The sequence below is a fragment of the Phaeobacter sp. HF9A genome (assembly GCF_011806385.1).
In the GTDB taxonomy this organism is placed as follows: Bacteria; Pseudomonadota; Alphaproteobacteria; order Rhodobacterales; family Rhodobacteraceae; genus Epibacterium.
In genome coordinates this window covers 53,537-72,244 of record NZ_JAATOX010000002.1, presented here as the reverse complement: position 1 = coordinate 72,244, position 18,708 = coordinate 53,537, and the positions used below count along the sequence as shown (strand labels likewise).

Below are 18,708 nucleotides of genomic sequence, written 5' to 3'. Positions count from 1 at the left end.
TTTACATGACCGAGCAGATCAGGCGAGGGTGCGGGTGACTTCCTCGCGCTCGAAGATCTCGATAACGTCCTTGGCGCGGACATCATCGTAGTTTTCAAACGCCATGCCGCATTCCTGACCGGACTGAACCTCGGCAACTTCATCCTTGAAGCGCTTCAGCGTTTTCAGCGTGCCTTCGTGGATCACCACGTTGTCGCGCAGCAGGCGCACACCGGCGGAGCGACGCGCAACGCCTTCGGTGACCAGACAGCCGGCAACCTTGCCGACGTTGGACACTTTGAACACGTCCTTGATCTCGGCATAACCGATGAAGTTCTCGCGGATCTCGGCAGAGAGCAGACCGGATGCCGCGGCTTTGACGTCGTCCACAAGGTCGTAGATCACCGAATAGTACCGGATCTCGACACCCTTTTGGTTGGCGGTATTGCGCGCCGAGGCATTGGCCCGGACGTTGAAGCCAAAGACCGGTGCGCCGGAGGCTTCTGCGAGGCCGATGTCGGTCTCGGTAATCGCGCCCACACCAGAGTGCAGCACGCGCACGCGCACCTCGTCGTTGCCGATTTTTTCCATCGCCTGAACGATCGCCTCGGCAGAACCCTGCACATCGGCTTTGACCAGGATCGGCAGTTCGGAGACGGATTCGTCTTCCTTGGCCTTCTGCATCAGCTGTTCAAGCGTGGTGGCAGCACCGGCAGCAGCGCGTTTTTCCTTGGCTGCGTGGGCACGGTATTCTGCGATCTCGCGGGCCTGCGCTTCGGTTTCGGTGACGTTCAGAACGTCGCCAGCCTCGGGCGTGCCATGCAGGCCGAGCACCTCGACCGGAACCGACGGACCAGCCTCGGTGACGCGCTCGCCCTTGTCGTTGATCAGCGCACGGACCTTACCGTATTGCTCACCCACAACGAAGATATCCCCCTGACGCAGCGTACCTTTCTGGATCAGAACGGTCGCGACCGGACCCCGGCCCACGTCAAGCTGAGCCTCGATCACGGCACCCTGGGCGGCGCGATTCGGGTTCGCTTTGAGTTCCAGGATTTCCGCTTGCAGCGCGATCGCTTCGAGCAAATCATCGAGCCCCTGCCCGGTATGCGCTGAGACTTCGACGTCCTGCACTTCACCAGACATGGCTTCCACGATGACTTCGTGCTGAAGCAGCTCGGCGCGGACTTTGTTCGGGTCAGCAGCCGGTTTGTCGACTTTGTTAATCGCCACGATCATCGGCACATTGGCCGCCTTGGCGTGGTGGATCGCCTCGATCGTCTGCGGCATCACCGAATCGTCAGCCGCGACAACCAGAACCACGATATCCGTCACCTGGGCGCCACGGGAGCGCATCGAGGTGAAGGCCGCGTGGCCGGGCGTGTCGAGGAAGGACAGGACTGCGCCGCTGTCGGTTGTCACCTGATAGGCGCCGATATGCTGGGTAATGCCGCCGGCCTCGCCCGCGACAACCTTGGCGTCGCGGATCGCGTCCAGAAGCGAGGTTTTGCCGTGGTCAACGTGGCCCATGATGGTGATGACCGGCGGACGCGGTTGCAGATCTTCTTCTGCGTCCACAACCTCGTTAATGACATCCTCGACGTCAGCATCGGAAACCCGCACCACATTATGGCCGAATTCTTCGATAATCAGCTCGGCGGTATCGGCGTCGATGGTCTGGTTCTGCGTGACCATCATGCCCATTTTCATCAGCGATTTAACCACATCGGCGACGCGCTCAGCCATACGGTTGGCCAGTTCGGAGACCATGATGGCCTCTGGCAGCTGCACGTCACGGATGACCTTTTCGCGTTCGATCTGACCCATGGCCTTTTGGCGGGCGCGTTCTTGCTTGCGCTTCATCGACGCCATGGAGCGTTGACGGCCACCTTCACCACCGGTTGCCTGGCTCAGGGTCAGCTTGCCGGAGCGACGACCATTGTCATCACCGGCGGCACGGCCCTTGGTGCTACGACCACGTTCTTCACGCTCGCGTTCCGCCTTGCGCGGACCGGCGGCGGCGGGTTTCGCAGCGCCAGCGGCGGCGGGGCCACGTGCGGCGGCCGGCGCACCAGCAGCTTGGTCTGCCTGCGGCGGCGCAGCTTTTTCGGCGGCGGCGCGCTTGGCAGCGGCTTCTTGTTCCTGGCGCTTGCGCTCTTCTTCTTCGGCCTTTTGACGGGCTTTTTCTTCGGCTTCGCGCTGTTCGCGTTCCTTCGCCTCTTGCTCGGCGCGGCGGCGCTCACGCTCTTCGGCGCGGGCCTTTTCCTCAGCTTCCCGCTGGGCGGCTTCTTCGGATTCACGCGCCTTGGCGGCCTGGAGCGCCTTCAGGCGACGTTCCATTTCCGCATCAGAAATACCAGCAGGGCGCCGCGAAGCATCGCCGGCCGCAACGCCACCGGCGCCACCTTTGCCTGCGCCCGGCTTGGGGACAACCACGCGCTTACGCTTGGTTTCCACCACGACATTCTTGGTCCGACCGTGGCTGAAGCTCTGTTTCACGTTCCCGGGACGAGATCCGCCACCACGAAGACCCAATGTCTTTTTGCCGTCACTATCGCTCATAAAGCTCTTTATCCTTCCGTGCGGCCGTTGCCGCCCTTTTCGCGCAAACCCTGCAATCGCTGGGCTTCCTCTACAACACGTTGGCTGAGTCCACCAGAGGCGAGCGCTGCATGTATGACAGTTTCACGCCCAAAAGCCATCCCGAGCTCGTTTGCCGTCAGACAACCGATATATTTTCCCCTGTGGGGCGTGCTCAGTTTGGACTTCCCTCGCCCTGACCCGTCAGAGGCCTGGATCAAGATCCGTGCCTCCTCTTTGGCCAACATGTCCTTTACCTTCTCATATCCACCCACGGCGTCGCCGGACTTGCGTCCAAGGCTGATCAGGTCGATGGTGCGGCGCAAAACCTGCCGTTCCACCTCGTCAGCCAACCCCTCGGGCACCGTGACCTGCGTCTTGAATCCGCGTGCAAAGAGTTTTTTCTTCACCGCCAAGTCTAACGCAGACCGCGTGGCAGAGACGTAAACACCACGACCGGGCAGTTTACCCATGACATCAGGAAACACCTGATTGTCAGGCCCCAGAACGAAACGGATCAGCCCCGATTTCGGCTCTGTCTCGCCAGTGGCGAGACATTTCCGTTCGGGTCCGTTCTCACGGGATTTTTCTGCACCACCACGGGTCATTCACATCTCCTGAAGAGCAGGGGCCGCTTAGGCCTCTGCCTCCTCTTCCGCCTCGTCGCCGAGGTCTTCTGCATCTGTTTCAAGCTCTGCCGGATCCACCCAACCCAGCATGATACGCGCTGTCATCACCAGATTTTGCGCGTCTTCGAGGCTGACGTCGAAGGGTTCGAGGATACCATCATCCTTCACCCGCTCGCCGTTTTCGGTGGTCCAGCCACCGGCCAGTTCCCAATCCGCGCAGGTGGCAAAGTCATCAAGCGTTTTTACGCCGTCTTTTGCCAGTGCTTCCACCATCTGGGGTGTGAGGCCATCAAAGTCAATAAGGCTGTCCTCTACACCCAGGCTGCGGGCATTGTCCAAGGCCGCCTTGGCTTGCGCCTCCAGATAGTCACGGGCGCGCGCTTGCAGCTCTTCGGCGGTGCCATCGTCAACACCGTCGATCACCAGCAGCTCGTCGAGTTCGACATAGGCGACCTCTTCGAGATTGGTGAAGCCTTCGGAGACCAGAAGCTGGGCAAAGAATTCGTCCAGATCCAGCGTTTCCATGAACAATTTGGTGCGGGCCTCGAATTCCTTCTGACGGCGGGCGGATTCTTCTTCTTCCGTCATGATGTCGATATCGAGGTTGGTCAGCTGCGACGCCAGACGCACGTTCTGACCACGACGGCCAATCGCCAGGCTGAGCTGTTCGTCGGGCACGACAACTTCGATCTTGCCGGCCTCTTCGTCCAGAACCACCTTGGTCACTTCTGCCGGTTGCAGCGCGTTCACCAGGAAGGTCGGCTGATCCTCGTTCCACGGGATGATGTCGATCTTCTCGCCTTGCAGCTCGTTCACCACGGCCTGCACACGAGAGCCCCGCATACCGACGCAGGCGCCGACCGGGTCGATGGAGCCATCATAGGACACCACGGCGATTTTTGCGCGCGACCCCGGATCGCGGGCCACGGCCTTAATCTCGATGATACCGTCATAGATTTCCGGCACTTCCATCTTGAACAGCTCGGCCATGAATTCCGGCGCGGTGCGGCTGAGGAAGATCTGCGGGCCACGGGGTTCGCGGCGCACGTCCTTGATATAGCAACGGATGCGGTCGTTGGGGCGATAGCTTTCGCGGCCGATTTTCTCGTTGCGACGCAGGATCGCCTCGCCGGAGCCAACATCGACGATGACGTTGCCGTATTCTTCGCGTTTGACCAGACCGTTGATGATGGTGCCGTTGCGGTCCTTGAACTCTTCGTACTGACGATCCCGCTCGGCTTCACGGACCTTTTGCAGAATCACCTGTTTCGCGGATTGCGCCGCGATCCGGCCCATTTCCACCGGCGGCACCTCTTCCGAGAACACATCCCCGACCGAGGGGTCCTGCATGTACTGGCGCGCCTGTTCGACGGTCAGCTCTGCCTGGTAGTTCTCCAGATCCTCATCCGCCACCACGGTGCGCACACGGGTGAAGGTCGCCTTGCCGGTTTTCCGATCAATCGACACACGAATGTCCATCTCGCTGCCGTAGCGGCTCTTGGCAGCGCGGGCGAGGGATTCTTCCATCGCTTCGACCACCAGACCGGGGTCGATCATTTTTTCGCGCGCCACGGCCTCGGCGGTTTGCAACAGCTCCAGCTGGTTTGCAGAGGTGATAGCCATTACTTGTTCTCCTCTTCGGACCCTGAGGTCCCTTCTGCGGACCCTTCGGTCTCGATGTCGTCAAAGGCGTCTTCGTTCAACACACCAGCGGCTTTGCGCTGGCGCAGCATTTCCGTGATCAGATCGTCGGTGAGCACAAGTTTTGCATCGCTCAGCCAATCGAATTTCAGCCCGATCGTCACCTGTTCGCCCTGATCCTCGATATTGATCAGGACCTCGTCGCCCTCCACGCCGGCAAGCTCGCCCTTAAAGCGGCGGCGGCCGCCGACCATCTCGGCGGTTTCCAGCTTGGCCTCGTAGCCTTCGAACATCTCAAAGTCTTTCAGCCGGGTCAGCGGGCGGTCAATACCGGGGCTGGAGACCTCCAGCGTATAGGCATCGAGAATCGGGTCTTCGACGTCCAGCGTGGCGCTCACCGCGTTGGAAATCTTTGCGCAATCATCGACTTCGATCCCGCCCTCGGGACGGTCCGCCATGATTTGCATGGTTGTGGTTTTGCCGGACATCAGCCGAATACGCACCAGCTCATAGCCCAGATCCTCGATCACCGGGGTGAGGATCTCGGCCAGGCGACGGTCAATCGCGGCTTTGGCAATCAGGTCGTTGGTCATCAGTCGTCCAAACACAAAAAAACGGGCGCGCGGCCCGTCGAAATTAATCGGTGGTGCCTCGGACCAGAGCCCGACGCGCCGCTGTTGAGCGAGGATATACGCCGCGTGTGCCCGTTTTGCAAGACCTTCCTCAAGCAAGGGGGTCACCCTTGCTTGAGCCGCTCCCGCACCTCTTGCGCGAAAGTCCGGGTTCGGGATGGATCCTGGCCACCAATCACCAGATAGCCAACCCCGTCGGACACCCAGGATGTTACCGCCAGCCCCTGCGCCATCTGATCTGTCAGCGCTTTGTCCGCCCCGTCGGTATTGAGCACACAAAGCGCAAAAGGCGTTCCGTCCTCGCCCAGATACGCCATTTGCATCAATGGCTTATTCTTGAACCCCAGAACCTGCGCGCGGTGGAAATCCAGCCCGTCAATGGCCGTGGCCGCCGCCAGTTCCACACCGCTGCGGGTTTGGAAATCTTTCAGCGCGGCCTGCACCAAATTCGGGGACTGGGTGGTCTGCTCCACCGTCTCGGTCATATAGAGCGACTGATAGCTCGCCACCACGTCGATCCAACCCGGGGCCTTTTGACCCGGCTGAAACAGGTAGCCGCCGGAGAAGCCGATTCCCAGGGCCAGCACGACAGAGGCCGCCAAACGCAGCGGCACCACGGAACGACGCGGCTGCGGCAGCGCAGGCATCGGCGGCGGCGCCATGCGCTCCATCGCAAAAGCCTCTTTCAGCGCGTCCATCGGCAGCATCAACGCTTCCAGCCGCGGCGGCAAATCCGGGTCGCTCTCCAGCGCCAGATCAATCTTTTGGCTCAGCGCGGCATCCGCCTCGCCGTCCAGATAGGCGGTCAGATCCTCGTCGGAAATGCTCGGACTTGCTTCGATCATGTTCCAGCCTCCACCGCAGACAGGGCACCTGCGATTTTCTTGCGTGCACTGGCCAGACGGCTCATCACGGTGCCGATCGGAATACCCAGCGTATCTGCAGTCTCCTGATAGGTGAAGCCCTCCACGTAGGCCAGCAGAACCACAACGCGCTGCCCTTCCGGCAGTGCTCCTATCTTGGCAAACACCTCAGCGACGAAAATATTCTCCTCTGACGTAGCGGAAGCATCGGGAATTTCGGTTTCTTCCAGCGCGACCAGGCCGCCGCCGGTGCGCACAGCCGTGGCGCGGATCTCGTTCAGCCACAGCCGATGGGCCATGGTGAACAGCCAGCGGTCCACATGGGTGCCGACCTGATAGTTTTGGTGTTTTTCCAACGCACGCAGGCAGGTCATCTGCGCCAGATCATCCGCCCGGTCGCGCTTGCCGGTCTGCACCAGACAATAGCGCCAGAGCCGGGGATAGACCGCCTCTATGCCCTCGCGAATCTCGTCCAGGGCAGATTTTTTCCGAAAACCGAGAATAGCGGCCACTCCTGCGGTAGATCCAAGCTGTCATGTCTCAAAAACGTTGGCGCCAACATAGGTGCAACCCGCGGGGAAGCTCAACTGCATCAGCGGAATTCTTCTTACAATATTGGCTCTCTGGGCAAAATACCTGCCCTCAGGCCATCCACCAGCGCTCTGCGATCCGGTAATCGTCCAGCGGGGCGCGCGCCGAGATCCGGGTTGGAAGCGCCACATGCTGCCCCGCCGCCAGGGTCAGATCGCCCTCGGTCGGGTGAACATGGAAGCTGCCACGCCCCACAATCCCAGAGGGCAAGGGCAGCGCCGCCACATCAACATAGCCCTCGCGCAGCGCTTCGGCGCGCACGGCGGCATCGGGAATGACAATCAGATCAAGCGCTTCAACCCAGCCGGCGCGACCATCCTTGTAATGCTGCTGCCGGCGACTTGCGCGAAAATGGCGGCCCTCCTGCGCCCGCTCAACGGAATAGAGCCCGGTGCCGACCATACTGCCAAGCGGGGCGTCGATGCTGCCATCAGGGGCGATTCCCAACCCCGCCTTTGCCAGATGGTAGGGCAGATGGGGATTGCCCTCGGCGAGGTTGATCAGGACGCCGCCATCAGGTGTTTCTTCTATGTTTTTCAAGCCGGTCAGCTGGAGTTCACCCTGCCGTGCATGCCCCTCCAGCGAGGCGACCACATCCGCCGCCGCAAGTTTGCGCCCATCGTGGAACATGGCATCCCTGCGCAGATCCAGCACCCAGCGACGGGCACCGTCCTCGCTGTGCCAATCCTGCGCCAGCTCGCCGCGCAGCAGCCCATCCGGGGCCACTTCGGTCAGCTGGTCATAAACGGAGCTGCGCGCCACCCGCGTCAGCAGATCGCCATCACGCGGCACCGCAAGCCGCAGGGTCCCGCCCCGGCGCGGCTGCTGCGACAGGGACGCCCCGGTCGCCGCCAGGAGCGCCGCGGCCGCACCGGAGGCAAAGAGAGCCCGACGGTCAAGGCGCTTCATGACATCAGATCCTCTGCCAGTTGGTCCATGGTTCGAACCAATGCCGCGCTAATCCCCGGTTCTGACAGGGCATGCCCGGCATTGCGGATCATCAGAAGATCGGAATTGGGCCATTTCACGTGAATGCTATGGGCCGAGGTCGGCGGGCAGATCATGTCATAGCGCCCCTGCACGATCACGCCGGGAATATGCGCAATGCGCCCCATATTGGCGAGGATCTGACCATCCATATGCAGAAAGCCGCCATTGCTGAAGTAGTGATTCTCCAACCTGGCAAAGGCGCGGGCATACTCGCCCGGGCTGTCACCGGAGGTGCCATTGGAATGCACCGAGGCGAGCGCGTTTTCCCAGGCGGACCAGGCCCGGCCAAAACGGACCTCTTCGTCTCGGTCGCCGGAAAACAGGCGTTTGTGATAGGCCGCGATCAAACCGCCCTCCCCCCCGGCGGGAATGAGATCGGCAAAGCGTGCCCAGGTCTCGGGCCAGAATTTCCCCGCACCACCGCCATAGAACCAGTCGAGCTCCGCCTGCGTCATCAGGAAGACACCGCGCAGAATCATATGCGTCACCCGGTCGGGATGGGTCTGCGCATAGACCAAGGCCAGCGTCGCGCCCCAGCTGCCGCCAAACAACATCCAGGCGTCGATCTCCAGCAGCTCGCGGATCACTTCCATATCTGCGACCAGATGCCACGTCGTATTGTCCTCGCAAGAGGCATGCGGCCGGGATCGCCCGCAACCGCGCTGATCAAACAGGATGATACGATAGACGCGCGGGTCGAAATATCGCCGCATCGCAGGGCTGGTGCCGCCACCGGGGCCGCCATGGCAGACGATAACGGGCACCCCCTCGGGGTTGCCGCATTGCTCCATATAGATGCGATGCCCCTGCCCAACCTCCAGCATCCGCTGATCGAAGGGCTCGATCGGCGGGTAGAGAAACTGCACTGCGCGCTTTTGATCCGGGTATTTGTCCATTACTGACCTAACTGACACCTTGGGACACAAGAAAACACACGGAGACAGGAATGCAAGCGCAACAGTCCACGGTGGACCCCTCCGAGATCGCCAAGTTCGAGGCGATGGCCGCAGAATGGTGGGATCCGAACGGGAAATTCAAACCGCTTCACATGCTGAACCCCTGCCGGCTGGATTATATCACAGGCCAGATCGCCGGGGAATTCGACCGTGACCTGACCACCGCAGAGCCCTTTGCCGGGCTGCGCGTGCTGGATATCGGCTGCGGCGGTGGCCTGCTCAGCGAGCCGATGGCGCGGCTTGGCGCCGAGGTGGTCGGGGCCGATGCCGCCGAAGGCAACCTGCCCGTCGCCCGCATTCACGCCGAACAGTCCGGGCTGGAGATTGATTATCGCCACACCACAGCCGAAGCGATGGCCGAGGCCGGCGAGACCTTTGACGTGGTGCTGAATATGGAGGTGGTCGAACATGTTGCCGACCCGCTGGCCTATCTCACCGCCACCCGGCAGCTCTTGAAACCCGGCGGGCTGGAGATCTGCTCGACCATCAACCGCAATCCCAAAAGCTATGCCATGGCGATCTTTGGGGCCGAAGTGGTCATGCGGTGGCTGCCGCGTGGCACCCATGAATGGTCAAAATTCATCACCCCCGACGAACTGTTCGACCTGCTGCGCCAGGCCGGACTATCCCCGGTTGATCGCAAGGGGTTCGTGTTCAATCCCCTACTGTGGCGCTGGTCGATTTCTGATCGTGATCTGAGTGTAAATTACGTAACGGCAAGCATAAATTCATAGTCAGATAGCAACGCATCGAGGGTGAGACAGGGTCAAAACCCGGTTTCACCCTTGCAATGAAAGCCAGCCTATACTTTGGTATAAAAACACATCCCATAGAGCGATTGTGCCCGCTGTTGTTCCTGAATAGTTTGGCAGCTACGCGTTGGGACCTCCGTGATGCCGCACTCGCACACTCATGGCATCATGTTCGAGGACTATGTGTAAAATTGGGGCGCACTCACACCACTCACGGCCCTAACTATCAAAAAGAGCGTCGGCATTTTCCGACGCTCTTTTTTTGTGTTTCACGCTCTTTTTTGTTTTTCACAAGGGGGCGATGCGGCGCCTAGTCTTCGCTTTCCAACTTGCCGCGGAACTCTCGAAGAATGGGCAGGGCGGAGCGGACACGCTCGCCGCCAAGCTCGCTCACCACCTCGGAAATCATCGGAATGATCGAGGTCAGCGCCGCGTCGCGGGCCTTGCGACCTGCGGGGCTGATCGCGACCATCTTGCGCCGGGCGTCATCCCAATCCGGGCGCACATGCACGTAGCCTGCCACCTCCAGCTTGTGAATCGTATTGGTCATGGCACCACGGGTGACATGAAAGGCCTTGGCCAGTTGCGCCGGGGATCGTTCCAACCCGGCGCGCGCCAGATGGTTCAGAACCGAAAAATGCGACAGTTCCATCCCCTTGGGCAGCGCCTTGCTCAGCCGCGAGCGGGCCAGTTGGTCGGCCATCAAGATCTCGCTGAACAGCGAAATCGCCAGGGAGTGATTCTCATCCATCAGGGCCCATCGAACTCCCGGTCGTGGGTCAATGAGGGCACGCGGCTGCGCGCATTCCTGACCGCATCGAGATCGAGATCAACACAGGTCACGCCGACGTCGGTGCCCGCATCCGCCAGCACCTCTCCCCAGGGGGCGACCACCAGCGAATGCCCGTAGGTCTGGCGCGTGCCGCCCCGGCTGGCCGGATGGGTTCCGACCTGGGCCGCCGCCAGAACAAAACATCCCGTCTCGATCGCCCGTGCCCGCAGAAGGCTGTGCCAGTGGTCGGCTCCGGTCACATGGGAAAAGGCTGCTGGCGCGGTGAGGATCTCTGCCCCGGCCTGTGCCAAACGCCTGTGCAACGCCGGAAAGCGCAGATCATAGCAGATCGTCAACCCGATCCGCGCAAAGCCAGCATCGGCCACAACGGCCCGCGTGCCCGGACGATAGCCATCTGATTCGCGATAGGTTTCCTCGGGCGTGACCTCCACATCGAACATATGGATCTTGTCATAGCGCGCCGCGATGTCACCGGTTGGCGTGATCAGAAACTGCCGATTGGCAAAGCGCCCGTCCACGTCATGGGTCTTGAGCCCCAGAGAGCCGATCGACAGCCAGATGCCATGCCGGGCCGCGACCTGGCGCAGCCCTGCCAGGGTTGGGTCGCCGTCCTCGTGGCAAAGGACCTCGCGCTGGTGCTGACGACTGGTGGAGAGGCAATTGGTCACCTCGGGCGTCAGCACGAACCCCGCCCCCTGCGCCACCGCGTCCGAAATCATGGCGGTCGCTGTGGCCAGGTTTTCCTCCGGGTCGTCGGAGGATGTCATTTGCAGCAGGGCAGCGCGCATCGCGGACCTCAGGCGCTCAGCAGCGGGTCAAGCTTGCCCGCGTTTTCCAGCGCATAAAGATCGTCGCAGCCGCCGACATGGATCTCGCCGACAAAGATCTGCGGCACGGTGCGCCCACCATTGGCGCGCTGAATCATCTCGGTCTTGCGCGAGGGATCGGCCAGAACGTCGATCTCGGAAAAGCTCACGCCCTTTTGGGTCAGCAGCCGCTTTGCCGCGTGGCAGAAGCCGCAAAGGGGAGATGTATAGATTTCAACCGGTTTCATAGGGCACTCCATGCGCGTTGTTTGGCGGGGTTTTGCGCCATGTGGGGGTTCTATACAAGCTTTGCCAGTCTTTTCACAGCACTGAGACCCGGGCGAGAACCACAACGCCTACCTCCTCGGCGCCCGCGTCCAGACAGGCGCGGGAACAGGCAGACAATGTTGCCCCGCTGGTCATCACGTCATCCACCAACAGGATTTTTCGCCCCAGGAACCGGTCCCGCATACGCGGATTTATGCTGATCGCATGATCCAGCAGGGCATGCCGTTCGTTCCGACTGCGCCCTTCCAGCATCGGCGTTTGTTTGCGCCGCAGCAATCCATCCGGGCAACAGTCACAGCCCGTCCGCGCGGCCAGTGCTTGCGCAAGGAGGGCGGATTGATTGTAGCGCCGTCGCAGAAGGCGGGTCCAATGCAGCGGAACCGGCAGCAGCAGCGGGTCACCCTGCAACAGATCAGTGGCCGCGCGGGCCATCCAACCCGACGCCGGCCCCGCCAGATCCGTGCGATCCCCATGCTTCAGCGCCAAAACCAGACGCCGCCCCTGCCCGTCATAAAGAAACGCCGCCCGCCCCTGCGCCCAAACGCGTGGGTTCTGCAAACAGGCGTCGCAATGCACCAGCTGACCGTCATCCTCGCCCGGCAACGGGACGCCGCAAGCATCGCACACGAGGCCCGAAATAAAGGAGGTCTCCCGCCAGCAGGCGCTGCACAGACCAAAGTCGCTCTCGACCAGCCCGCCGCAGTTCAGACAGCGCGCGGGATAGACCAGTGAAACTGCCGTTTGAATCCGTGCGCGCAACGTCATAGGTACACCTCATGACACAAGAACCGATGGCTCATCCCCAGATCTTTGACCTTGACGCACTTCGACTGCGCCGCGCCCGGCGTAAACCGGAGGCGATGTTCCTGCACGACTTGGCCAGAGACGAGATCGAGGATCGGCTCTCCATGGTTAAGAGAGTCTTTACCAATCCCGCGATTATCGCGCCTTTTGCGGAACGCTGGGAGGGGCTGCTGCCCGGGGCAAAGATCATCGCAGATGGCGAGCTGCTGGATCTCGCGCCTCAGGCCCATGATCTGGTGATTCACGTGATGTCGCTGCATTGGGCCAACGACCCGGTCGGACAGCTGATCCAGTGCCGCCGTGCGCTAAAGGAAGATGGCCTGCTCCTGGTGGTCACGCTTGGCGGGCAGACGTTGCATGAATTGCGCAGCGCCCTGGCCGAGGCGGAGACCTATGTCAGCGGCGGGCTGTCGCCAAGGGTCGCCCCGATGGGAGAGATTCGCGAGTTTGGCGCGCTGCTGCAACGGGCGGGCTTTGCCCTGCCGGTGGCGGATCTGGTGCCGCTGACGGTGCAATATCGCGACCTGCCTCATCTGATGCGGGATCTGCGCGACATGGGCGAAACCAACGCGATGACCAACCGCTTGCGCAAACCGACACCCCGCGCCCTGTTCGAGCTGGCCGATCACATCTATCGTCAGAACTTCGCCAGCGAGAACGGCAAACTGAACGCCACCTTCGAGCTGATCTGCCTCACCGGGTGGTCGCCGGCGGACAGCCAGCCACAACCGCTGCGTCCGGGGTCGGCCAAGATGCGGCTGGCCGAGGCGCTGAAAGTGCCGGAAAGCAAATTGCCCGACGGGGCGTGATAACCTGAGCCAATGGTCGCAGTCAGGTGATCCGATTGGCCTTTCTCGCGGGATCGCCGTATCTAACGACAAACTCACATTCGTGACCTCATACAGGACATCTTCCCATGCTGGACAAGACACCCTCCGCGACCTGCCCTGCCCATGCCCCTGCGGATCACCCGCCTGTCACCAGGGAGAAAGTCGGCATCCTGCTGGCGAACCTCGGCACACCGGATCACTACAGCTATTGGCCAATGCGGCGATATCTGAGCGAATTCCTCTCCGATAAGCGGGTGATCGACTACCCGGCGTGGAAGTGGCAGCCGCTTTTGCAGCTCATCATCCTGACCAAGCGCCCGTTTTCCTCGGGTGCGGCCTATAAATCCATCTGGAATCACGACAAGGGCGAAAGCCCGCTGATGACGATCACCAAGGATCAGACCCAGGCGATCGCACAGGCGATGGAAGAGACCTATGGCGATCAGGTCATGGTCGATTTCTGCATGCGCTACGGCAACCCCTCAACCGAGGCAAAGGTCGAGGCCATGGTCGCGGCGGGCTGTCGCAAGATCCTGTTTGTGCCGCTTTATCCGCAATATGCCGGGGCGACCTCTGCCACTGCCAATGACCAGTTCTTCCGCGCGCTGATGCGGCAGACCTGGCAACCTGCCGTGCGCACCATCGAGCCCTATTTCGATCACCCCGCCTATATCGAGGCGCTCGCCAAATCGGTCGAGGAGGGCTATGCCAAGCAGGAACAGAAGCCGGATATTCTGGTGGTGTCCTATCATGGCATGCCGCAGCGCTATCTGCGTCAGGGCGACCCCTATCACTGCCAATGCCAGAAAACCACGCGGCTGCTGCGGGAACGTCTGGGCTGGGATGAGACGCAGATCACCACGACCTTTCAATCGGTCTTTGGCCCCGAGGAATGGCTGCGCCCCTATACGGTGGAACATGTCGCCGAGCTGGCAAAGCAAGGAAAGAAACGCATCGCGGTGATCGCGCCGGCGTTTTCTGCCGACTGCATCGAGACGCTGGAAGAGATCAACGAAGAGATTCGCGAGAGCTTCGAACACGCGGGTGGCGAGGAGTTCACCTATATTCCCTGTCTCAACGACGCGCCGAGCCATGTTGAGGCGCTGTCGCAGGTGCTGCGGGAAAATCTGGCGGGCTGGCTCGACTGAGCCCGCTTTCCAAAACAGCAGACACAAAAAAAGGCGGCTGAAACTCAGCCGCCTTTCTTCAATTCTTGTGCAACACTTAGTTGCTTGCAGCAGCAGCGGCCACAACGACCAGCAGCAGCAGCGGCAGCAGGATGCCGGAAGAAGAAGAAGTTGCTTCTTCAACGATAACCGGTGCTTCAACGATCGGTTCTGCCAGGGAGCCAGCGGTCGCGGCGGACGCGGAAGCGGCCAGGGCAGCAGCGAGAACGAGTTTCTTCATGTTAACTTAACCTCCAGAATACGCGCACGGCACACATATGGCGTGCGCACTCAAGACTTACCTCGTGGGTTTTTCTAAGCAGTAAACCCATCAGATTGCAATTGCTTGTTAAATCTCGATGCGCGCCGCCGGTACGGTTGTCGTCAAATTAGCAACACCTGCGTGCCGGTTTGGGTCAACTCATACAGCTGGGCGATATGTTCGTTGTAGAGACCGATGCAACCATTGGACGAGCGACGCCCGATTTTGCGCGTGTCATGCGTGCCGTGGATGCGATAATACTTCCAGCTGAGGTAAAGCGCATGGGTGCCGAGCGGATTATCCGGCCCCGGCGGGATAAAGGCGGGCCATTCCGGGTTGCGTTTGCGCATATTGGGCGTCGGCGACCAGCTCGGACCGACAACTTTGCGAACAATCTTGGTCCGGCCACGGCGAGTCAGGTCATTTGTCAGCGGCACCGACGAGGGAAACAGCTTGTAGACCGATTCGTCTTGCGACCAGAAATGCAGGGCGCGGCTGTCGATATCGACCAGAATCGCCCCGCGCCGCAGGTTATCAAAGTAAGGACGCCAGTCCTTTGCCCGGAACGCTGAAATATTGCGCCGCACATTTGGTTCTTCTTTCGGCGGCGGCCGCAGCGGGTCGTAGGTCGCCTCCTCTGCTTCTGCTGCCTCCTGCGCCAGCGCCGGTGTGACGATCAACGAGGCCGAGCCCGCCAGAAATTGGCGGCGGCTTGGGGCCCAAAACGATTTGCGTGTCATGACGTGCTACTCTGCAATGATTGTGCGGGATTTTTTCGGCAGTCTATTGCCGGAAAGCCTCAGTCGCAATTCAATCCCGCCGAATCGCAGCATTGTGACCCACCTGCGTTTGCCTATAAGTCACAGGAGAGCTATGGGACGCTGTGAAATCATCACTTTTTGGGACTTGGAATGACACGCGTATTTCTGATTCTGGCGACATTGACGTCTTTCATCCTGGCGGCCTGTACCGCTGGCAACGACGGCTCGTCGAGCGGCGCTGGCGTATACAGGATTAGAAACGAGGAGCGTGTCCAGTTCCGCATGCTGGATTCGGTCAACGCGCTGCGCGAAGCCGCTGGCAGCCAGCCTGTGCAGTTGAACGCCAAGCTCAACGCCGCTGCCGCCACACATTCCCGCGATATGTCGGTGCAAAACCGCCCCTGGCATTTCGGCTCTGACGGCTCCTCGCCGCTGGATCGCATCGCGCGCGTGGGCTACACCGGATCGCTTCTGGGCGAGACCATCTCTGAAACCTACGAGAACGAGGTGCAAACCCTCACCGCCTGGATGGAAGACAGCAGCACCCGTGCCGTCATCATGGACCCCAAAGCGGTGAACATGGGCTTTTCGTGGTTCCAGGAACCCAATGGCAAGATCTGGTGGACCCTGGTGATGGCCGATTAAGATCGCCAGCCTCCAGAAATAGCAAAAGCCGCGCTCACATGAGACGCGGCTTTTTTGTTGATCACCCTCTCGGAAGGCCGATCTAGGGGCGCAGGGTGATCAAGGTTCCATCCGTCACCATCGACCAGATCTCCTCGATCTCCTCGTTGCGCACGGCGATGCATCCTGCAGTCCAGTCCTGAACCCGTGCCGCGCGCTTGCGATCCTCGCGGCTGTTGGGCTCGCCATGAATAAAGATATCACCGCCCGGTCGAACCCCCAGCGCACGCGCCGCAGCCCGGTCGGCCGCATTTGGATAAGAAATGCCCAGCGACAGATGATACTTGCTGCGCGGATTGCGGCGGTCGATCAGATAGGTGCCCTCCGGCGTGCGGCCATCGCCCTCCAGCTGCTTATGCCCAAGCGGCGCAAAGCCAAGCCCGACCTGATACTCCCGCAGCACCGTGTGCTCGTTCAGCAGATACAGTTTTCGCGCGCCTTTGTTCACCACAATGGATGTAACCGGAGGCCCGTTATACCGCGACACATGTGGGCCGCTCGAACAGCCCGCTGTGCCAAGGGCAGCCAAGATGCCCACCCCAAATGTACGCCTGTGCATTTTCTTTTCTGTCCGCTCTGACTGGCTTCGTGCTCTTTTTGGGCACTACAGCAAATTTTATACGAATTTGATAATCACTTTTGCGTCGAGCTGCTCTGGATCCGTTCCAGGTGCGTCTCGATCGCCTCAAGCCGCGACATCACCTGATCGCGATAGGCATCGGTGCGTTCGCCCGCCTCTTCGGAATGGGCATCCTGCATGGAGTTCACGATCAGACCCACCAGGAGGTTCACCACCGCAAAGGTCGTCACCATGATGAAGGGCACAAAGAAGGCCCAAGCGTGCGGGTAGATCTCCATCACCGGGCGCACGATGCCCATGGACCAGCTTTCCAATGTCATGATCTGGAACAGGGAATAGGCGGAACGCCCCATGGTGCCGAACCATTCCGGGAAACTATGACCAAACAGCTTGGTCGCCATGACAGAGCCAATGTAGAAAATGATCGCCATCAGCAGGAACACCGAAGCCATGCCCGGCAGCGCGGTGATGAAGCCTTCGACCACCCGCCGCAGGCGCGGCGCCACCGAGACCACGCGCAGCACCCGCAAGATCCGCAAGGCCCGCAGCACCGAGAAGCCTTCGGCGCCCGGCACCAGCGAAATCCCGACGATCAGAAAATCGAAAACGCTCCAGCCACTGAGGAAGAAGGACAGCCGCCGCACGATCAGCTTGCTGACAATCTCCAGGACAAAGATCAGCAGGCAGAGATTATCCACCAGATGCACAAAGCCGCCCGCATGGGCCATGACCATATCGGACGTTTCCAGCCCCAGGGTCACAGCGTTCAGCAGGATGACCGCGGTGATGAAACGGCCAAAGCTGGGACTCTCCAGCACGGAGTTCAGGCGGTTGATCATACTGGCAGCTCTCCTTGGGCGCTATCGGGTCAGTGTCAGGCTGGCGGCAAGTTCGGTATGGGTGGACCATCGGAACTGGTCAACAACCTGTACCCAATTCAGCCGATATCCCGCCGCAACAAGGGTTTCTGCATCACGGGCAAAGCTCACCGGATTACAGGACACATAGGCAATGACCGGCACGCGGGCCTTGGCAAGCTCGGCAACCTGCGCCTCGGCTCCGGCGCGCGGGGGGTCGATGACCACGGCCTCAAACGCAGCGCCAAAGGGGTTGAGATCCTCGGGCAGAAGCGGGTTGCGAAACAGATCCCGGGTTTCGGTGGTGACCTTGCGCAGCCCCTTTGCCTTGCGCCAGCCCTGCTCCAGCGCCTGCATCATGGCGCGCTCGCCTTCCACCGCGTGCACCTCTGCGCGCTGCGCCAAGGGCAGTGAAAACGTCCCGCAGCCCGCAAAGAGATCGGCCACGCGACGCGCATCGCCGACAATCTCCTGCACCGCCGCGACCAGCGCCGCTTCACCCTCCGGCGTGGCCTGTAGAAATGCGCCCGGAGGCGGGCAGACCTGTGCCGGGCCAAAGCTTTGCATGGGGGGCTGTTCCATGCCGATGGGTTCATCGTCCCAGGTCAGCCGCGACAGCTTGTGCCGCTCGGTCGCCTGCGCGAGTTCAATCCGCAGCGGCCCGTCCAGCGGTTTGCCGTTCTTCACCAGAACGTCGAGCCCCATGTTCGAGGTGGTCACGGTAACCGCCAGCGGCGCCTTGCGGCTGGCCCCGATCATCGCCAGATCCTCCGCCACCGGGATCGCCGCCATCAGCTCGGGCGCAAGCAGGTGACAATCGGAAATGGCGGTAATGATGTCGGACGCGCGGCCATGGAACCCAGCCATGGCGCCCTTCTTGGTGCGTTTGACCGAGAGTGTCGCCCGGCGACGCGACCGCGCAGGCGAGGTCAGGATGGGGCGAAATTCCGTCTCTAACCCGCGTGATGCCAGCGCGTTGCGCACCACATCGCTCTTCCACTCAGCCACAAAATCATCGCTGGCGTGCTGCAACTGGCAGCCGCCGCAGGATTTATAGTGGCGGCAAGGCGCCTGCACGCGATCCCCGGAAGGGGTTTCAATGCGGATATCACTCAGGCTCTGCCCCTCGGCGATGCCGCTGATCACCTCGCCCGGAAGCGTGCGCGGCGCATAGAGGGGGCCGGGGGCAATTCCATCGCCCTGATGGCCCAATCGGTCAATCGTTGCTGTGGTTCTGGCTGCGTTTGTCATGCCCTTGCCTTAG

The 18,708-nt window shown here is 61.1% G+C and carries 21 protein-coding genes; 4 read left to right on the top strand and 17 right to left on the bottom strand.

Annotated elements, in window-relative coordinates; all coding sequences use genetic code 11:
- Positions 1-18: 18 nt before the first annotated feature.
- The 8 genes from infB to pip form a co-directional block, all read right to left on the bottom strand.
- A complete protein-coding gene (gene infB / locus HCZ87_RS00435) occupies positions 19-2,541 on the bottom strand; it encodes a translation initiation factor IF-2 (RefSeq protein WP_167641793.1) in 2,523 nt (840 codons plus the stop codon).
- Between the two features lie 8 nt (positions 2,542-2,549).
- Positions 2,550-3,167: an RNA-binding protein gene (locus tag HCZ87_RS00430; protein ID WP_167641792.1), complete on the bottom strand. Its 618-nt coding sequence runs from the start codon at positions 3,165-3,167 to the stop codon at positions 2,550-2,552.
- A gap of 27 nt (positions 3,168-3,194) precedes the next feature.
- Positions 3,195-4,811, bottom strand: a complete 1,617-nt coding sequence (gene nusA, locus HCZ87_RS00425) for a transcription termination factor NusA (RefSeq protein WP_167641791.1) — start codon at positions 4,809-4,811, stop codon at positions 3,195-3,197.
- Positions 4,811-5,422 (bottom strand): ribosome maturation factor RimP, encoded by a 612-nt coding sequence (rimP, locus tag HCZ87_RS00420; protein WP_167641790.1) that lies wholly within the window; start codon positions 5,420-5,422, stop codon positions 4,811-4,813. Before rimP ends, nusA begins: the two co-directional genes overlap by 1 nt.
- 143 nt (positions 5,423-5,565) lie before the next feature.
- On the bottom strand, positions 5,566-6,306 hold the full coding sequence (locus tag HCZ87_RS00415; protein ID WP_167641789.1) for an anti-sigma factor: 741 nt from the start codon (positions 6,304-6,306) through the stop codon (positions 5,566-5,568).
- Positions 6,303-6,836 (bottom strand): RNA polymerase sigma factor, encoded by a 534-nt coding sequence (locus HCZ87_RS00410; protein WP_368484060.1) that lies wholly within the window; start codon positions 6,834-6,836, stop codon positions 6,303-6,305. Before HCZ87_RS00410 ends, HCZ87_RS00415 begins: the two co-directional genes overlap by 4 nt.
- A 130-nt stretch (positions 6,837-6,966) precedes the next feature.
- The gene (locus HCZ87_RS00405; RefSeq protein ID WP_167641788.1) at positions 6,967-7,824 is read right to left on the bottom strand and encodes an ABC transporter substrate-binding protein; all 858 of its coding nucleotides are present in this window, start codon (positions 7,822-7,824) and stop codon (positions 6,967-6,969) included.
- A complete protein-coding gene (gene pip, locus HCZ87_RS00400) occupies positions 7,821-8,801 on the bottom strand; it encodes a prolyl aminopeptidase (protein WP_167641787.1) in 981 nt (326 codons plus the stop codon). The genes HCZ87_RS00405 and pip overlap by 4 nt, the downstream gene beginning before the upstream one ends.
- A gap of 50 nt (positions 8,802-8,851) precedes the next feature.
- Between pip and ubiG the strand changes: the two genes are divergently transcribed.
- The gene (gene ubiG, locus HCZ87_RS00395) at positions 8,852-9,595 is read left to right on the top strand and encodes a bifunctional 2-polyprenyl-6-hydroxyphenol methylase/3-demethylubiquinol 3-O-methyltransferase UbiG (protein ID WP_167641786.1); all 744 of its coding nucleotides are present in this window, start codon (positions 8,852-8,854) and stop codon (positions 9,593-9,595) included.
- A gap of 328 nt (positions 9,596-9,923) precedes the next feature.
- Here ubiG and HCZ87_RS00390 read toward each other — a convergent pair whose 3' ends face one another.
- The 4 genes from HCZ87_RS00390 to HCZ87_RS00375 all read right to left on the bottom strand — a co-directional run bounded on the left by HCZ87_RS00390 (position 9,924) and on the right by HCZ87_RS00375 (position 12,265).
- Positions 9,924-10,364: a MarR family winged helix-turn-helix transcriptional regulator gene (locus tag HCZ87_RS00390; RefSeq protein ID WP_167641785.1), complete on the bottom strand. Its 441-nt coding sequence runs from the start codon at positions 10,362-10,364 to the stop codon at positions 9,924-9,926.
- Entirely contained in the window at positions 10,364-11,194 is an 831-nt protein-coding gene (locus tag HCZ87_RS00385) for a carbon-nitrogen hydrolase family protein (RefSeq protein ID WP_167641784.1), read from the bottom strand. Before HCZ87_RS00385 ends, HCZ87_RS00390 begins: the two co-directional genes overlap by 1 nt.
- A gap of 8 nt (positions 11,195-11,202) precedes the next feature.
- Positions 11,203-11,460 carry a glutaredoxin 3 gene (grxC, locus tag HCZ87_RS00380; RefSeq protein WP_167641783.1) on the bottom strand — a complete coding sequence of 86 codons (258 nt, stop codon included), beginning with the start codon at positions 11,458-11,460 and terminating at the stop codon, positions 11,203-11,205.
- 73 nt (positions 11,461-11,533) lie between these two features.
- Positions 11,534-12,265, bottom strand: coding sequence for a ComF family protein (locus HCZ87_RS00375; RefSeq protein WP_167641782.1), 732 nt, complete (start codon positions 12,263-12,265; stop codon positions 11,534-11,536).
- An 11-nt stretch (positions 12,266-12,276) separates the two neighbouring features.
- Here HCZ87_RS00375 and HCZ87_RS00370 point away from each other — a divergent pair, with 11 nt between their 5' ends.
- Together HCZ87_RS00370 and hemH are read left to right on the top strand one after the other, a co-directional pair.
- A complete protein-coding gene (locus tag HCZ87_RS00370) occupies positions 12,277-13,113 on the top strand; it encodes a methyltransferase domain-containing protein (protein ID WP_167641781.1) in 837 nt (278 codons plus the stop codon).
- Between the two features lie 107 nt (positions 13,114-13,220).
- Entirely contained in the window at positions 13,221-14,282 is a 1,062-nt protein-coding gene (gene hemH / locus HCZ87_RS00365) for a ferrochelatase (protein WP_167641780.1), read from the top strand.
- A gap of 76 nt (positions 14,283-14,358) precedes the next feature.
- Here hemH and HCZ87_RS00360 read toward each other — a convergent pair whose 3' ends face one another.
- Together HCZ87_RS00360 and HCZ87_RS00355 are read right to left on the bottom strand one after the other, a co-directional pair.
- The gene (locus HCZ87_RS00360) at positions 14,359-14,541 is read right to left on the bottom strand and encodes a hypothetical protein (RefSeq protein WP_167641779.1); all 183 of its coding nucleotides are present in this window, start codon (positions 14,539-14,541) and stop codon (positions 14,359-14,361) included.
- Between the two features lie 143 nt (positions 14,542-14,684).
- The gene (locus HCZ87_RS00355) at positions 14,685-15,302 is read right to left on the bottom strand and encodes a L,D-transpeptidase (protein ID WP_167641778.1); all 618 of its coding nucleotides are present in this window, start codon (positions 15,300-15,302) and stop codon (positions 14,685-14,687) included.
- Between the two features lie 171 nt (positions 15,303-15,473).
- On the opposite strand from HCZ87_RS00355, the gene HCZ87_RS00350 reads away from it, so the two are divergent.
- Positions 15,474-15,968 carry a CAP domain-containing protein gene (locus HCZ87_RS00350; RefSeq protein WP_167641777.1) on the top strand — a complete coding sequence of 165 codons (495 nt, stop codon included), beginning with the start codon at positions 15,474-15,476 and terminating at the stop codon, positions 15,966-15,968.
- Positions 15,969-16,050: 82 nt separating this feature from the next.
- Here HCZ87_RS00350 and HCZ87_RS00345 read toward each other — a convergent pair whose 3' ends face one another.
- The 3 genes from HCZ87_RS00345 to HCZ87_RS00335 form a co-directional block, all read right to left on the bottom strand.
- On the bottom strand, positions 16,051-16,566 hold the full coding sequence (locus tag HCZ87_RS00345) for a murein L,D-transpeptidase family protein (RefSeq protein WP_167641776.1): 516 nt from the start codon (positions 16,564-16,566) through the stop codon (positions 16,051-16,053).
- A 74-nt stretch (positions 16,567-16,640) separates the two neighbouring features.
- A complete protein-coding gene (locus HCZ87_RS00340) occupies positions 16,641-17,426 on the bottom strand; it encodes an ion transporter (protein ID WP_167641775.1) in 786 nt (261 codons plus the stop codon).
- A gap of 21 nt (positions 17,427-17,447) precedes the next feature.
- A complete protein-coding gene (locus HCZ87_RS00335) occupies positions 17,448-18,695 on the bottom strand; it encodes a class I SAM-dependent RNA methyltransferase (RefSeq protein WP_167641774.1) in 1,248 nt (415 codons plus the stop codon).
- Positions 18,696-18,708: the final 13 nt, after the last annotated feature.

Excerpts from the sequence above, each read along its gene's own strand:
- infB (WP_167641793.1), bottom strand. The coding sequence starts at position 2,541 with ATGAGCGATAGTGACGGCAAAAAGACATTGGGTCTTCGTGGTGGCGGA.
- HCZ87_RS00430 (WP_167641792.1), bottom strand. The coding sequence starts at position 3,167 with ATGACCCGTGGTGGTGCAGAAAAATCCCGTGAGAACGGACCCGAACGG.
- nusA (WP_167641791.1), bottom strand. The coding sequence starts at position 4,811 with ATGGCTATCACCTCTGCAAACCAGCTGGAGCTGTTGCAAACCGCCGAG.
- rimP (WP_167641790.1), bottom strand. The coding sequence starts at position 5,422 with ATGACCAACGACCTGATTGCCAAAGCCGCGATTGACCGTCGCCTGGCC.
- HCZ87_RS00415 (WP_167641789.1), bottom strand. The coding sequence starts at position 6,306 with ATGATCGAAGCAAGTCCGAGCATTTCCGACGAGGATCTGACCGCCTAT.
- HCZ87_RS00405 (WP_167641788.1), bottom strand. The coding sequence starts at position 7,824 with ATGAAGCGCCTTGACCGTCGGGCTCTCTTTGCCTCCGGTGCGGCCGCG.
- pip (WP_167641787.1), bottom strand. The coding sequence starts at position 8,801 with ATGGACAAATACCCGGATCAAAAGCGCGCAGTGCAGTTTCTCTACCCG.
- ubiG (WP_167641786.1), top strand. The coding sequence starts at position 8,852 with ATGCAAGCGCAACAGTCCACGGTGGACCCCTCCGAGATCGCCAAGTTC.
- HCZ87_RS00390 (WP_167641785.1), bottom strand. The coding sequence starts at position 10,364 with ATGGATGAGAATCACTCCCTGGCGATTTCGCTGTTCAGCGAGATCTTG.
- HCZ87_RS00385 (WP_167641784.1), bottom strand. The coding sequence starts at position 11,194 with ATGCGCGCTGCCCTGCTGCAAATGACATCCTCCGACGACCCGGAGGAA.
- grxC (WP_167641783.1), bottom strand. The coding sequence starts at position 11,460 with ATGAAACCGGTTGAAATCTATACATCTCCCCTTTGCGGCTTCTGCCAC.
- HCZ87_RS00375 (WP_167641782.1), bottom strand. The coding sequence starts at position 12,265 with ATGACGTTGCGCGCACGGATTCAAACGGCAGTTTCACTGGTCTATCCC.
- HCZ87_RS00370 (WP_167641781.1), top strand. The coding sequence starts at position 12,277 with ATGACACAAGAACCGATGGCTCATCCCCAGATCTTTGACCTTGACGCA.
- hemH (WP_167641780.1), top strand. The coding sequence starts at position 13,221 with ATGCTGGACAAGACACCCTCCGCGACCTGCCCTGCCCATGCCCCTGCG.
- HCZ87_RS00360 (WP_167641779.1), bottom strand. The coding sequence starts at position 14,541 with ATGAAGAAACTCGTTCTCGCTGCTGCCCTGGCCGCTTCCGCGTCCGCC.
- HCZ87_RS00355 (WP_167641778.1), bottom strand. The coding sequence starts at position 15,302 with ATGACACGCAAATCGTTTTGGGCCCCAAGCCGCCGCCAATTTCTGGCG.
- HCZ87_RS00350 (WP_167641777.1), top strand. The coding sequence starts at position 15,474 with ATGACACGCGTATTTCTGATTCTGGCGACATTGACGTCTTTCATCCTG.
- HCZ87_RS00345 (WP_167641776.1), bottom strand. The coding sequence starts at position 16,566 with ATGCACAGGCGTACATTTGGGGTGGGCATCTTGGCTGCCCTTGGCACA.
- HCZ87_RS00340 (WP_167641775.1), bottom strand. The coding sequence starts at position 17,426 with ATGATCAACCGCCTGAACTCCGTGCTGGAGAGTCCCAGCTTTGGCCGT.
- HCZ87_RS00335 (WP_167641774.1), bottom strand. The coding sequence starts at position 18,695 with ATGACAAACGCAGCCAGAACCACAGCAACGATTGACCGATTGGGCCAT.